This window comes from Arenimonas oryziterrae DSM 21050 = YC6267 (genome assembly GCF_000420545.1).
Taxonomy (GTDB): Bacteria; Pseudomonadota; Gammaproteobacteria; order Xanthomonadales; family Xanthomonadaceae; genus Arenimonas; species Arenimonas oryziterrae.
Genome location: NZ_ATVD01000007.1, coordinates 40,120 through 52,754, shown reverse-complemented (window position 1 = coordinate 52,754; position 12,635 = coordinate 40,120). Strand labels below are relative to the sequence as shown.

Genomic DNA, 12,635 nt, shown 5'->3' with positions numbered 1-12,635 from the left:
GCCCGCTTGCTGGCGATCACGGCGATTGGCCAGCAAGCTGGCTCCTACAAGGAATTTTGTTAGGCTTCCGGCATTACAGGGGAGCCCCATGGCCCACAACCAGTTTTCGCTGCTCGGCGTCCGTCGTTTCGCTCCGTTTTTCGTCACGCAGTTGCTGGGCGCGTTCAACGACAACGTGTTCCGCAACGCCACCCTCGCCCTGATCACCGTGCACATGGGCCTGAACACGGACGAGCAGTCGACCTACACGAATCTGGCGCCGGCCCTGTTCATCCTGCCGTTTTTCTTCTTCTCGGCGATCGCCGGGCAGCTCGCGGAGAAGTACGAGAAGACCCGCATCATCCGCGCGGTCAAGATCTTCGAGATCGTCGTCATGGCGATCGCCGCCTGGGGCTTCTACGGCCACCATGCCGGCCTGCTGCTGGTCGTGCTGTTCCTGATGGGCCTGCATTCGACCGTGTTCGGACCGATCAAGTATTCGATCCTGCCGCAGGCCCTGCACCCGGAAGAACTCACTGGCGGCAACGGCCTGGTCGAGAGCGGTACCGCGATGTCGATCCTGCTGGGCATGATGCTGGGCATCGGCCTGATGACCTCGGGCAGCCCGACGCCCGCGTCGATCGCGGTCATCGCGATCGCCCTGATCGGCTACGCCGCCTCACGCTTCGTGCCGTCGGCGCCGCCGACCTCGCCGGACCTGAAGATCAACTGGAATCCGATCACCAGCAGCTGGCCGATCCTCAAGCTGTGCATGAAGCAGCGTGCGGTATTCAATTCGGTGCTTGGCATTTCCTGGTTCTGGTTCTTCGGCACCGCGCTGACCGCGCAGCTGCCGGTCTACGTCGAGGTCAATCTCGGCGGCACCGGCGAAGCCGACAAGAGCGCACTGATGATGCTCGCCCTCGGCGTGTTTTCGATCGGCACCGGTATCGGTTCGCTGCTGTGCGAGAAGCTCTCCAACCGCACCGTGGAGATCGGCCTGGTGCCGCTGGGCGCCTTCGGCATCACCGCGTTCGGCATCGATCTGTATTTCGCGCGTTCGGGCCTGGCGCCGACCGCTGGCCTGGATCTCATGGGCTTCGTGCAGGCCGCCGGCAGCTGGCGCATCCTCATGGATCTGACCCTGATCGGCGTGTTCGGCGGCTTCTTCCTGGTGCCGCTGTTCGCGATGGTGCAGAGCCGGACGCCGCGCGGCGAACTCTCGCGCGTGATCGCGGGCAACAACATCCTCAATGCCGGCTTCATCGTCACCGCCGCGGTGTTCGGCATCGTCGCGCAGAAATTCCTGCACTGGACGATCCCGCAGTTCTATCTGGCGATCGCGATCCTCAACGGCATCGTCGCGATCTACATCTTCTCGCTGGTGCCCGAATTCCTCATGCGTTTCCTCGCCTGGGTCTACGTCAAGCTGCTGTATCGCGTTGACGTGGCGGGTGTCGAGGACAACGTGCCCGACGAAGGCCCGGCGCTGCTGGTGTGCAACCACGTCAGCTACATGGACGCGCTGATACTGAGCAGTGCGATTCCGCGACCGATCCGCTTCGTCATGTACTACAAGATCTTCCGCACGCCCGGTGCGGGCTGGATCTTCAAGGCCGCGCGCGCGATTCCGATCGCCGGCGCCAAAGAAGACGCCGCGCTCATGGATCAGGCCTTCGAGGAAGTCGATGCCGCACTCGCCGAAGGCGAGCTGGTCTGCATCTTCCCGGAAGGACATTTGACCAAGGACGGACAGATCGCGCCGTTCCGCGGCGGCGTCGAGCGCATCCTCGCGCGTCGCGCGGTGCCGGTCGTGCCGATCGCGCTCAAGGGCATGTGGCTGAGCATGTGGAGCAAGCGCGATTCGCGCCTGGGCCGCCTGCGCCTGCCGCGGCGCTTCCGCGCCGAGGTTGAAGTCGAAGCCAGCGCGCCGGTCCCGGGCGAAACCGCGACCGCAGCCGCCCTGGAAGCCAAGGTGCGCGCCCTGCGCGGCGATCGCGCCTGACGCGCCGCCGCCGCGTTTTGCTTGACCGACCTTCGCCGCGCCGCTAGCGTGTAAGGCCAATCCGGAGATGCCTCGATGAACCAGCCCGTAGTCCAGAACCACATGATCTGGGCCGTCATCTCGACGGTCGTCGCCACGCTCGCCAGCATGATGGCTTGCTGCTGCCTGCCGCTGGGCCTGCCCTCGGGCATCGCCGCGATCGTCTACGCCAGCAAGGTCAACCCGCTGCTCGCTGCGGAAAACGAAATCGGCGCCATGGAAGCATCGCGCAAGGCGAAGATGTGGTGCTGGGTGACGACCATCCTCGGCAGCGTGTTCCTGATTCTCGTCGTGCTCTCGTTCGTGCTGCAGATGCTGGGCGTGGTCAACGAAGACTACCTCGAAGATCTGAAGCGGCAGATCGAGGCCGGCCGCCACTGACATGCCGGCGCGGCACTGGCTGTGGCTCGTGCCGGTCGGCCTGTTCGGGGCCGCCGGCATCTGGGCGCTGCGCACGTTCGATCCCAATGTCGCGGGTAATCCGTTTCTGCCCTGCGTTTTCCACAGCCTGACCGGCCTGTATTGCCCCGGATGCGGCGCCACGCGCGCGCTGCATGCCCTGGTGCATTTCGATTTGTTGCGCGCCTTGAGCATGAATGCCCTGCTCATCGTCGGCGCGCCGATCGGCGGCCTGCTCGCCCTGCGCGCTTTGCACAAATTGCCTGCGTGGACCGATGCCTGGCTGCGCCCGATCGCCAATCCCTGGCTCTGGGCCGGACTGGTGACGCTGTTCGGTGTGCTGCGCAACCTGCCGTGGCTGCCGTTTTCCTGGCTCGCGCCGGGTTAGACCGGTCGCCGCGCGATCGCGCTCAGTTGACGAAGCCGGCGACGACGAAAATCGCGATCATCGCGAGCCACAACAAGAGGATGCGCCAGACCAGGCTCATCGCATCGCGCAGTTCCAGCAATGCCGGCGCCTGCGCAGGACCGTCGATCGCGTAGGCGTCTTCCTCGATCAGTTCGCAGACCACGCTCGCGCGCGCGGCAGCACCAAGAAATCCGATATCCAGGCGCAGGCCGCCGCTCGCGTGCCAGTCGCGCCATGCCGCGAGCACGCTGTCGAAATTCGCGGCCAGGGCCAGGCCAAAACTGATCAGATGCGCGACCGGCCAGTTCAGGATCGCGACAAACAAGCGCGCGGCCTGGCTCTGCGCGGGTGGCAAGGTGCGCTGTGCTTCGCCCTGCGCGCTCAGCGACACCAACCGATAGAGAATCGCCCCGGCCGCGCCGAGCAGCAGAAACCAGAACAGCACGCCGAACCAGCGCCACAGCGCGCAGCGGAATACCGCTTCGACCAGCACCGGGCCTTCGATGACCGGATCGCCGCCCTCGGGAAACAAGGCGGCGGCGGCCGCGCGCCGCGATTCGGGATCGGGCGCTTCGATGACCGCATCGACATCCAGATCGAGATCGCGCGGACCCCAGGTGTAGAGCAGGGCCAGCAGCGCAAAACCGAAGGCTGGCAGACCGTAGAAACGATCGCCGAGCAGCCACTGGCCGGCACCGATCGCGAGCACCGGCACGCCCACGCCGATCAGCAGACCGAATCGTCCCTGCCAGACATGCTGGCCGCCGAGCACGCGACCGAGCCACTGCAACCACGCGATGAACCAGCCGTAGCGACGCAGGCCGATCAGTCCCGGCGCGATATGCCCCAGGACGAGCGCAAGCACGACGGCGATGAGGGTCAGGGCCATGAAGGTTTCAGTGGCATCCGGTCGCAATGGCAAGGATTGTAGTGCATGACGTGGGACCTGACCGTCGCGTCGCCGCGCCGGTCGGCGGGACCCGGGCGCGGACCGCCGCGCGTCAGGGCTGCTGGGCCAACCAGTCGTCGATGAGCCAACGCGAGATCGACAGGCTCGGCGACAGCCGCACCTCGCCGGTGACGGCGCCGTCACGCAATTCTGCGGCGGTGAACCAGCGGGCTTCTTCCAGCTCCTCACTGACCTGCGCGGGCTGCGGCTGCGCCTGCGCGTGGAAACCGAGCATCAGGGCGCTAGGGAACGGCCAAGGCTGCGAGCACGCGTACTGGCAGGCGTCGACGCGCACGCCGGCTTCCTCCATGACTTCGCGCACGACGGTCTGCTCGAGCGATTCGCCCGGCTCGAGGAATCCGGCCAGCACCGACCAGCGTTTCGGCGGCCAGCTCGCCTGCCGGCCCAGCAACAGGCGCTCGCCATCGCTGACCGCGACGATGATCGCCGGATCGGTGCGCGGATAGTGTTCGATGCCGCATTGCGGGCAGCGCGCACAAAAACCGCCGCGCTCGAGCACGAGGGCGCCGCCGCAGGCACCGCAGTAGCGGCTGCGCTGCTGCCAGTGCAGCAGCGCGCGCGCCTGCGCGAACACAGCGGCAGGCAATGCCGCCCAGCGCGTGCCGGCGCTGCGCAGGTCGAGGGTTTGCGCGGGCAGTTCGGGCAGGACTTCGGCAGGCAGCGCAAACCAAGCCTGGCCGCCCTCATCCAGGCCCAGGAAGCTGGCGATCTCGGGACGCTGCGCGAGGCATTGGCCGCCGCGCGGAAATTCGGGCTGATCGTCGCTGCCGGCGAAACGCGCCTGGCCTTCGACGTCGAGAATCAGGACGGGCGCATCGGGCCAACAGGCGTCGAGCGCGGCGGCATCCTTGCGCAGGTGTTCGGCGCGGTCCAGACCGGCGTGCTGGAACGCATAGCGCCGCGGTGTCGGCGTCACACCGAGAAACTGCTGCCGCAACCGCAGGTGGTCTTGGCGTTCGGATTTCGGATGACGAACTGCGCCCCCTGCAGGCTTTCGCGATAGTCGACTTCGGCGCCCATGAGGTATTGCAGGCTCAGCGGATCGACCAGCAAGGTGACGCCGTCGCGTTGCAGGGCCAGATCGTCCTCGCCCTGCTGCTCATCGAATTCGAACCCGTACTGGAAGCCCGAACACCCGCCGCCGCTGATGTACACGCGCAGCTTCAACGCCGGATTACCTTCCTCGGCGATGAGGTTGGCGACCTTGGCTGCCGCCGCCGCGGTGAAGTCGAGCGGGGCGTCGATCGTCTGATAGCTGGGATGCATGTCCATGGGTTCTAGATGGCTTCGCTCGGGCGCGCTTTCAAGCGCAGGGTCAGGCGGCCACTTCCGGTTCGATCGGGCCGAGCAGTTGCGCAACCGGCGCATCGGCATGGATCAGGCGACCGGTGATCATCGCGCCGGCGGCCATTTCCACGATCTTGTAGTGAATATTGCCGTGCACACGGGCGTTCGCCGCCAGTTCGATGCGCTCGCTGGCATACACCTCGCCGTGCAGCTGGCCGGCGATCACCGCGATCGGCGTGCGGACCTCGCCTTCGATCTGGCCCTGTTCGGCGACCGTCAGCACGGCCGCGCTGCCGTCTTCGGCGATGACCTTGCCGATGATCTTGCCTTCGACATACAGGCCACCGGAAAAGGTGATGTCGCCGCGGATGGTCACCCGCGGACCGATCAGCGTTTCCACGGTATTGGTGCCGTTGCGTGCGCTCTTGCCTTTATCGCCGAACATCTCACTCTCCTGTCTTCTTGTCCGACCAGGCAAAGGCCTGGTCGACGGTGTTGCCATCGGCGTTCAGCTGGACGCGGACGCGTTGGGGGGTAAAACCCGGCGGCAGCATCACACTGCCTTCGAGCTGCTGAAAATAGCGGAACGAGAACGGCTGCCCGGGCGACGCCGGCTTCTGCAGCAGATCGTCCCATTTGACGCTGCCCAGCTTGCCGCCGCGCACGCCTTCGACCGACAGGCGCATCTGGCCCTTGCTGATCGCGCCGCGGTTGATGTTCTGGGTCAGGGTGACGGTGTAGTGCCAGGTGCCGCCGGCCTCGGGGGCGAACACGGCCTCGTGCACGCTCAGGCCGTGGCGCTGGCCGGTCGAACCGACCAGGCGTTCGTAAAAATCGACGTCGGCGCGCAGGCCGGACACTTCTTCCTCGCGCTCGGACAGCGTCGACTGCAGCTCGATATTGGCGTTGCGGCTGATCTGGTCGGAGCGGCGCAGGGTCGCGACCTGCTGCCGCAGCTGCCGCAATTCGGTATGCGCGTCCTCGAGCTGGTCGCTGCTGCTGCCCAGGGCGCTGCGCGCCGCCGACAGGGACGGGGCCGCCCGGCTCGATGCGAAGTACCAGGTCCCGGCCACGGTCAGCGGCCACAGCACGGCCACCAGCCACCACCAGCCCCGCTGATACGGGCGGTGCGGGACGATGACGAAACGGGCGGGATCCGGGCCGGGGGAGCTCATCGGGGAAGGATACCGGGCGGGGGCGGGGGGATAAAGGAAAACAGGCCCCGGACTCAGCCTGCGTGCAGCCGGAAGCGGGCTATATTTGCCCTGTTCGCGCCGTAGGCGCGGGGGAGAGTGTGATGACCGAAGCCCATCTTTTCGCCCTCGGGATCGCCCTGGCGGCCCTGTCCGGCGTGCGCGCCTACCTGACGGTGTTCGGCGTCGGCCTGGCCGGCCTGCTGGGCTGGGTGGACCTGCCCCCGGCGCTGGCCGCCACGACCTCGCCCTGGGTGCTCGCGACCGCCGGCTCCCTGACCGTCATCGAGTTCACCTTCGACAAGATCCCCGGCGTGGATTCGGGCTGGGACCTGGTGCAGACGCTGTTGCGTGTCCCGGTCGGGGCCTTCCTCGCGGCCGCCACGCTGTCGCCGGACGGCCAGCTCAGTGGCGGCGCCCTCGCCATCGGCGCCAGCGCCGCCTTGCTCACGCATGCGGTGAAGACCGGCACGCGCGCGCTCATCAACACCTCGCCCGAGCCGATGTCGAACTGGACCGCGTCGGTCGGCGAAGACGTCGTCACAGCCGGCGGACTGGCGATCGTGTTCGCACATCCGTGGTTGGCCTTGAGCCTGATCCTGGGTGTCGTGCTGAGCTCGGCCCTGCTGGTGCTATGGCTCGCACGCAAGGTCCTGCGACTGCTGTCTCCGCGCACCAGCGCCGGCTGATTGTCCTTGCGATCGACGTGGCCGCGTTGTGCCGGTAACCACCGGGACCGATGGCACCCTGACAGCCGCTTGACGCAGGGGGCATAATCCTTGGCCACAGGGGGCCACGCGATGAATCTTGACGACGAGTCCCAACTCGCCGAACTGCGACTTGCCTTCCAGCGTCATCTGCCACGACGCGTGGAGGTGATCGCGCGCCGATTGCAGCGTTTCCTGCAATCGGGCTGGGACATCAACGGCCTGGCGCTGATCCATGCCGACGCGCGGCGCCTGGGCGATGTCAGTGCCCGGCACGGTTTCGCCGAAGCGGGCGAGCATCTCGTTGGCCTCGCCGATCTGCTCGACGAAACCCTGTCGCTGGAAACCCTGCCCGACCCGACCGTCGGCGAGCGTCTGTGGAACCTCACCGAACATCTCGTCGCCGTCGTGCCGCGCGCGCCCGAACCGGTGCGCGATACCGCCCCGCGCCAGCTGGGCAATTCCGATCGCGCCGAATCGCCGCCCTTGAGCTGGTGGCGTCGCTGGGGCGAAGACGCGGCTGCGCCAAAGTTCGAGGCCGAACCGGCGCCCGGCGCCTATTCCGACAGCGCGGCCAGCGGAAAAATCAGTCCCGATCCGGGGCACCACGTCGACCCCGGCGCGAACGGTCACGACGACAGTCTCGACGGCATCGTGCTGACCGACGAGGCCTTCTCCGGCGATTTCACCGTGCAGCCGCTCGCGATCACGCCGGCCTTCGCGGCGCCCGCGCGCCCGACGCCCGCGCCGGCTCCCGCGCCTGCCGTGGCGCGTGCCCCCGCAGCCCCTGCGCCTGTAGTCGCGGCGGCCCGATCCGCGCCTACGCCGGCTCCGGCACCGGTAGCGGCACCGATTCCGACCAACGCGCCACCCGCCGCCGAACCTGCGCGCGCGGCGCTCGCTTCGGGATTGCGCCTGTATCACCTCACCAATCACGGACCGCTGTCGCTCGAACTCGACCAGCGCTTGGAAGCGCAGGGCGTGGAAGTCGAGTTGCTCGAGGACATCGAGGAACTTGGCGAACTGCTCGGCGCGCTGCCGGCCGATGTGGTGCTCATCGATGCCGAGTTCAACATGCTGCTCGAGGACATCGGCGAGATCGTGCGGCAGACGCGTCAACGCACCAACAAACGATTGCTGCTGGCGGCGATCAGCGACGCCGACGATGTCAGCCTGCGGCTGTCGGCGCGGCGCGCCGGCGTCGATGCGCTGATCATCGGACCCGACAGCGTCAACGACGTGATCCGGCGCCTGCAGGCCCTGGTCGATCCCGAGCGCGAAGTGCCCTATCGTGTGCTGATCGTCGAAGACGACCGCAGCCAGGCGCTGTTCGCGGAAGGCATCCTGCGCAATGCCGGCATGGACACCCAGGTCGTGCTCGACGCCTTGGGCGTGATGCCGACGCTCGAACAGTTCCAACCCGATCTCGTGCTGATGGACCTGAATATGCCCGGCGCCAACGGCATCGAGCTGACCGCGCTGATCCGCGAGCAGGAATCGTTCATGCACACGCCGATCGTGTTCTTGTCGGGCGAAAGCGACGAAGACCGCCAGTTCGATGCGATCGATGCTGGCGGCGACGACTTCCTGGCCAAGCCGATCCGGCCACGCCACCTGATTTCCGCCGTGCAGAACCGCGTACGCCGGCATCGCGCGCTGGAAACCCGTCGCAGCAAGCGCAGCAACGGCAAGGATCCGGGCACGGGCCTGATCGAGCGCGCGGAACTGCTGGAGACGATCGCCGAACGCCTCGCCCGCTCGGAGACGCAACGCAGCGGCGGCGTGCTGTTCCTGGAAATCGAGAGCCTGAGCCTGCTGCGCGAGCGCATGGGCCTGACCGCGCTCGAACAACTGATGTCCGACGCCAGTCGCCTGGTTACCGGCACCGCCGGCGATGCCGGCGTGGCGCGCTTCGGTGACGGCAGTTACCTCGTCTACGACGCGCAACGCGACGATGCGGCGCTCGATACGCTGGCCGCGCAGTTGCGCGGCGTGCTCGTCCAACATCCGTTCCAGGCCCAGGGCCATCCGCTGCGCCTGCGCGTGTCGGTCGGCGTCTGCGCCTTGCGCCATGGTTTCACCGAGACGACGGCGCTGCTGAATGCGGTGGAAAAGGTTGCACGCGAAGCGCGTACGCACGAACGCGGTGTGCGCCGTTACGAACCGCCGAAGTCGTCGGAAGCGTCGCGCGAAGCGGCATTGCTCGCGCAGATTCGCGAAGCGGTCAGCCATCACCACCTCGAGCTGCTCTACCAGCCGGTGGTTGCGGTGGCCGGCAGCGACGACTCGCAGTTCCAGGTGCTGCTGCGCATGCGCGACAGCCAGGGCCGCCTGTTGTCGGCGGCAGAAGTGATCCCGATGGCCGAACGCGCCGACTTCATCGTCGACATCGACCGCTGGGTGACCATGCAGGCGCTGGCGCTGATCCGCGACCGGCGTTCGGAAGGCCGGTCGCTGCGCCTGTTCGTCACGCAATCGCCGCTGACGCTCGCCGATCCCGCACAGGCGACGTGGCTGAAGACCGAGCTGACCGCGCATGACGTTCCGGGCACGTCCCTGGTCATCGAACTTCGCCTGGAAGACGCCGCCGTGCATGCCGCGACCGTGCGCCAGTTCTGCGATGCGATGGTCGCCGACGGCGTGCAGTTCTGCCTGAGCCAGTACGAGGCCGGCACCGACGCCGAGGGCCTGCTTGAACAGCTGCCGCTGGGCTTCGTAAAGCTGGCACGCAAATACACTTCCGGCACCCTGACTTCGCAACTGCGCGACGAACTCAAGACCTTGATCGCGCGCGCGCACCGCCGGGGCCTGGAAGTGATCGGGCACGGCGTCGAGGACGCGCAATCGGCGGCGACGCTGTGGATGAGCGGCATCGATTTCATCCAGGGCAATCTCGTGCAACAGGCCAACCAGGACCTGGACTTCGATTTCAACCAGGCGGTGCTTTGAATGAATCGCTTCAAGCCCAACGACGCCCTGCTCGTGCGCTGGCTGGCGATCGCCGGTGCCGGCGGAGCGGCGACGGCCGCGGCGTTCGCGCACTTCAAGGACAATCCTCTGTGGGCGACCTGCGCGCTCATCGCGGCCCTGCTGGCTGCGGCCGGCATCGCCGGACTGTGGCGCGCGTTTCATCTGCGCAACCGTGCGCTGGATGAATACAGCCACGAACAGGGCGAACAGAAACGCGAGGTCAGCGCGCTGCAGCAGGAGCTGGAAATCCATCGCCAGCTCGAGCGCGAGCTGACTGAGGCCAAGCAGGCGGCGGAGTCGGCGATGATGGCCAAGGGCGAATTCCTCGCCACCATGAGCCACGAAATCCGCACGCCGCTCAACGGCATCATCCCGATGCTCGACCTGCTGATGGCTTCGCGTCTGCCGCCGGACCAGCACGACATCCTGCGCACGGCCTATACCTCGGCACGGCAGATGCTGCGCATCGTCGACGACATCCTCGACTATTCCAAGCTCGAAGCGAACAAGCTCCAGCTCGAATCGACCAGCTTCAATCTGCGCGAACTGATCGATTCGGTGATTCGCCTGATGGAGAAGCCGGCCGAAGCCAAGGGCCTGCGCCTGAGCTTGCAGATCGATGCCGCCGTGCGTCTTCCGGTGCGCGGCGATCCGGTGCGTCTGCGCCAGATTCTTACCAACCTGATCAGCAACGCGGTGAAATTCACCGAGCGCGGCGCGGTCAGCCTGCAGATCACCCGCAAGGGCGAAACGCGCACGCAGCACGAACTGCGCTTCGAAGTGCGCGACACCGGTATCGGCATCGCCCGCCAGAATGCGCAGAATCTGTTCCGCGCCTTCAGCCAGGCCGATGCGTCGACGACGCGCCTGTACGGCGGCACCGGCCTGGGCCTGGTGATCTGCAAGCGCATCGTCGATCTGATGGGCGGCACGATGGGTGTCGACTCCGAACCCGGGCGCGGTTCGATCTTCTGGTTCGAGATTCCGCTGCTCAAGGCCTCGGGTGACATCCAGAACCAGCGCGCCGACCTCAATGGCGCGCGCATCCTGCTACTGAGCAACGATGCCGCCGTGCGCCAGCGCCTGCAGAAGGCGATGCCGGACTGGGGTGCGCAGCTGACGGAATCCGAAGCGACCCAGGACGCCCTGACGCAACTGCGCACCGCGATCACCCGCGGCAACAACTGGGCGTTCGATCTGCTGATCGTTGATCTGCAAAGCGTGCGCGCGACGGCGATCGCCCTGCACCGCAATCTGCGCCGCACGCCCGAGCTCGAAGATTTGCGCGTGATCTATCTGCAAGGCAGCGAGCCGGCCGCACCGGAACTCGCGGCCGGCGGTCATGCGCTTATGCTGCCGCGTGCGATCGGCAATGTGGAATTCCGCACGGCGGTGAATAATTTTCTGTCCGCGCCCGTGGTCATCCATCACCCCGAACCCGAACCGGCGCCCGCGCCACCGCCGGAACCGGCCCCGCGCGAACCCAGCGACCCCGCACCGGCGCCGAAGCTGCGCGGCCGTGTCTTGCTGGTGGAGGACAATCCGGTCAATCAAATGGTCGCACAGCGGCTTATCGGCATGCTCGGCCTGTCCTGCGAAACCGCCGACAACGGCGAAAAAGCACTCGAGCGCATGAATGCCGGGCACCTGGATCTGGTGCTCATGGATTGCCAGATGCCGGTCAAGGACGGCTACAGCGCCGCGCGCGAGTGGCGCCAGCATGAAGCCGCACACAAGTTGCCGCGCCTGCCGATCATCGCGATGACCGCCAATGCGATGGCCGGAGACCGGCAGAAGTGCCTGGACTCGGGCATGGACGACTATCTCTCCAAACCGGTGGATCGCCGCTTGCTGGAATCCTCGCTTGCGCGCTGGCTGCTGAAGTCGCCCGCCGCCCTGGTGGCGCCGGCGAAATCTGCGGCACCGGTGGCGCCGGTTGCTGCCGCACCCGGTCCGGTAGCGACCCCTGCGCCGGCTGCCGCGGCACCGGCGACCGCGCGGGTCGCACCCGCGCCCGCCGCCCCCCCCGCCCCCGTGGTTGCACGTCCGGTGGCCGCGCCGCAGCCGCTGCCCGCCGCGCCGGAAGCGACACCGCCGGCACCGGTCCGTCGCCCGCTGCCCTCGCCGCCCCTGCCCGAACCCGCAACCGCGATGCCGCCCATCCAGCCGTTCCCGGCCCGGGCGACGCCGCCAGGACAGGCGCCGGCACCGGCCCGCGTCGCCACCCCGATGCCCGCGGCGGCCCCGCCGCCCGCCGCCGAAGCTCCGGCACCGCCGCCGCCCGTGCTGGCGATGGAAGTGCTCGACGAGCTCAAAACGATCATGGGCCAGGAATACCTGGGCCTGGTCAAACTGTTCCTGGAAGACGCGCCCAATCACATCCAGCAACTGGAAACTGCCGCGGCGACCAACGATATCGCCGGCCTCGTCGCCCCCGCGCACACGCTGAAATCCTCGAGTGCCAACCTCGGCGCCCTGGCCCTGTCGGCCGCCGCCAAGCGCATCGAGTTGGGCGCGCGCACGGGTGCCTTGCCGCGTGCGACGGTGGCCGTGCTCATGTTGGAGACGGAATTCCAGCGCGCGCGGACGGCCTTGCAGGCGCTGTTCAAACCGCCCGGCTAGCAGCCGCGGCATGCGCAAAGAAAAACCCGGCACGAAGCCGGGTTTTTCATGTGGT

11 protein-coding genes are annotated in these 12,635 nt (G+C 67.3%); 6 read left to right on the top strand and 5 right to left on the bottom strand.

Translation table 11 applies throughout. The features are described 5' to 3' along the window. The first annotated feature begins 88 nt into the window (after nt 1-88). The 3 genes from G467_RS0114165 (at nt 89) to G467_RS0114155 (ending at nt 2,810) form a co-directional block, all read left to right on the top strand. A complete protein-coding gene (locus G467_RS0114165; protein ID WP_022970392.1) occupies nt 89-1,984 on the top strand; it encodes an MFS transporter in 1,896 nt (631 codons plus the stop codon). Between the two features lie 75 nt (nt 1,985-2,059). Further along, nucleotides 2,060-2,404, top strand: a complete 345-nt coding sequence (locus tag G467_RS0114160; protein WP_026802714.1) for a CD225/dispanin family protein — start codon at nt 2,060-2,062, stop codon at nt 2,402-2,404. Between the two features lies 1 nt (nt 2,405). Next, on the top strand, nt 2,406-2,810 hold the full coding sequence (locus G467_RS0114155; RefSeq protein WP_022970391.1) for a DUF2752 domain-containing protein: 405 nt from the start codon (nt 2,406-2,408) through the stop codon (nt 2,808-2,810). 22 nt (nt 2,811-2,832) lie between these two features. Here the strand turns inward: G467_RS0114155 and G467_RS0114150 are convergent, their stop codons facing one another. From G467_RS0114150 to G467_RS0114130, 5 genes are all read right to left on the bottom strand, one after another. Further along, complete coding sequence (locus tag G467_RS0114150) at nt 2,833-3,720, bottom strand: membrane protein (protein WP_022970390.1); 888 nt, start codon at nt 3,718-3,720, stop codon at nt 2,833-2,835. A 112-nt stretch (nt 3,721-3,832) separates the two neighbouring features. Further along, on the bottom strand, nt 3,833-4,717 hold the full coding sequence (gene nudC / locus G467_RS0114145) for an NAD(+) diphosphatase (RefSeq protein WP_026802712.1): 885 nt from the start codon (nt 4,715-4,717) through the stop codon (nt 3,833-3,835). Further along, on the bottom strand, nt 4,714-5,073 hold the full coding sequence (gene erpA, locus G467_RS0114140) for an iron-sulfur cluster insertion protein ErpA (RefSeq protein WP_022970388.1): 360 nt from the start codon (nt 5,071-5,073) through the stop codon (nt 4,714-4,716). Before erpA ends, nudC begins: the two co-directional genes overlap by 4 nt. Nucleotides 5,074-5,116: 43 nt before the next feature. Next, a complete protein-coding gene (locus G467_RS17035) occupies nt 5,117-5,533 on the bottom strand; it encodes a bactofilin family protein (protein ID WP_022970387.1) in 417 nt (138 codons plus the stop codon). Nucleotide 5,534: 1 nt separating this feature from the next. Continuing rightward, on the bottom strand, nt 5,535-6,263 hold the full coding sequence (locus tag G467_RS0114130; protein ID WP_022970386.1) for a DUF6776 family protein: 729 nt from the start codon (nt 6,261-6,263) through the stop codon (nt 5,535-5,537). 122 nt (nt 6,264-6,385) lie between these two features. On the opposite strand from G467_RS0114130, the gene G467_RS0114125 reads away from it, so the two are divergent. The 3 genes from G467_RS0114125 (at nt 6,386) to G467_RS17025 (ending at nt 12,580) form a co-directional block, all read left to right on the top strand. Next, the gene (locus G467_RS0114125) at nt 6,386-6,970 is read left to right on the top strand and encodes a DUF4126 domain-containing protein (RefSeq protein ID WP_022970385.1); all 585 of its coding nucleotides are present in this window, start codon (nt 6,386-6,388) and stop codon (nt 6,968-6,970) included. 111 nt (nt 6,971-7,081) lie between these two features. Continuing rightward, entirely contained in the window at nt 7,082-9,937 is a 2,856-nt protein-coding gene (locus tag G467_RS17685; RefSeq protein ID WP_022970384.1) for an EAL domain-containing response regulator, read from the top strand. Beyond that, on the top strand, nt 9,938-12,580 hold the full coding sequence (locus tag G467_RS17025; RefSeq protein WP_022970383.1) for a hybrid sensor histidine kinase/response regulator: 2,643 nt from the start codon (nt 9,938-9,940) through the stop codon (nt 12,578-12,580). Nucleotides 12,581-12,635 lie beyond the last annotated feature (55 nt).

Excerpts from the sequence above, each read along its gene's own strand:
- G467_RS0114165 (WP_022970392.1), top strand. The coding sequence starts at position 89 with ATGGCCCACAACCAGTTTTCGCTGCTCGGCGTCCGTCGTTTCGCTCCG.
- G467_RS0114160 (WP_026802714.1), top strand. The coding sequence starts at position 2,060 with ATGAACCAGCCCGTAGTCCAGAACCACATGATCTGGGCCGTCATCTCG.
- G467_RS0114155 (WP_022970391.1), top strand. The coding sequence starts at position 2,406 with ATGCCGGCGCGGCACTGGCTGTGGCTCGTGCCGGTCGGCCTGTTCGGG.
- G467_RS0114150 (WP_022970390.1), bottom strand. The coding sequence starts at position 3,720 with ATGGCCCTGACCCTCATCGCCGTCGTGCTTGCGCTCGTCCTGGGGCAT.
- erpA (WP_022970388.1), bottom strand. The coding sequence starts at position 5,073 with ATGGACATGCATCCCAGCTATCAGACGATCGACGCCCCGCTCGACTTC.
- G467_RS17035 (WP_022970387.1), bottom strand. The coding sequence starts at position 5,533 with ATGTTCGGCGATAAAGGCAAGAGCGCACGCAACGGCACCAATACCGTG.
- G467_RS0114130 (WP_022970386.1), bottom strand. The coding sequence starts at position 6,263 with ATGAGCTCCCCCGGCCCGGATCCCGCCCGTTTCGTCATCGTCCCGCAC.
- G467_RS0114125 (WP_022970385.1), top strand. The coding sequence starts at position 6,386 with ATGACCGAAGCCCATCTTTTCGCCCTCGGGATCGCCCTGGCGGCCCTG.
- G467_RS17685 (WP_022970384.1), top strand. The coding sequence starts at position 7,082 with ATGAATCTTGACGACGAGTCCCAACTCGCCGAACTGCGACTTGCCTTC.
- G467_RS17025 (WP_022970383.1), top strand. The coding sequence starts at position 9,938 with ATGAATCGCTTCAAGCCCAACGACGCCCTGCTCGTGCGCTGGCTGGCG.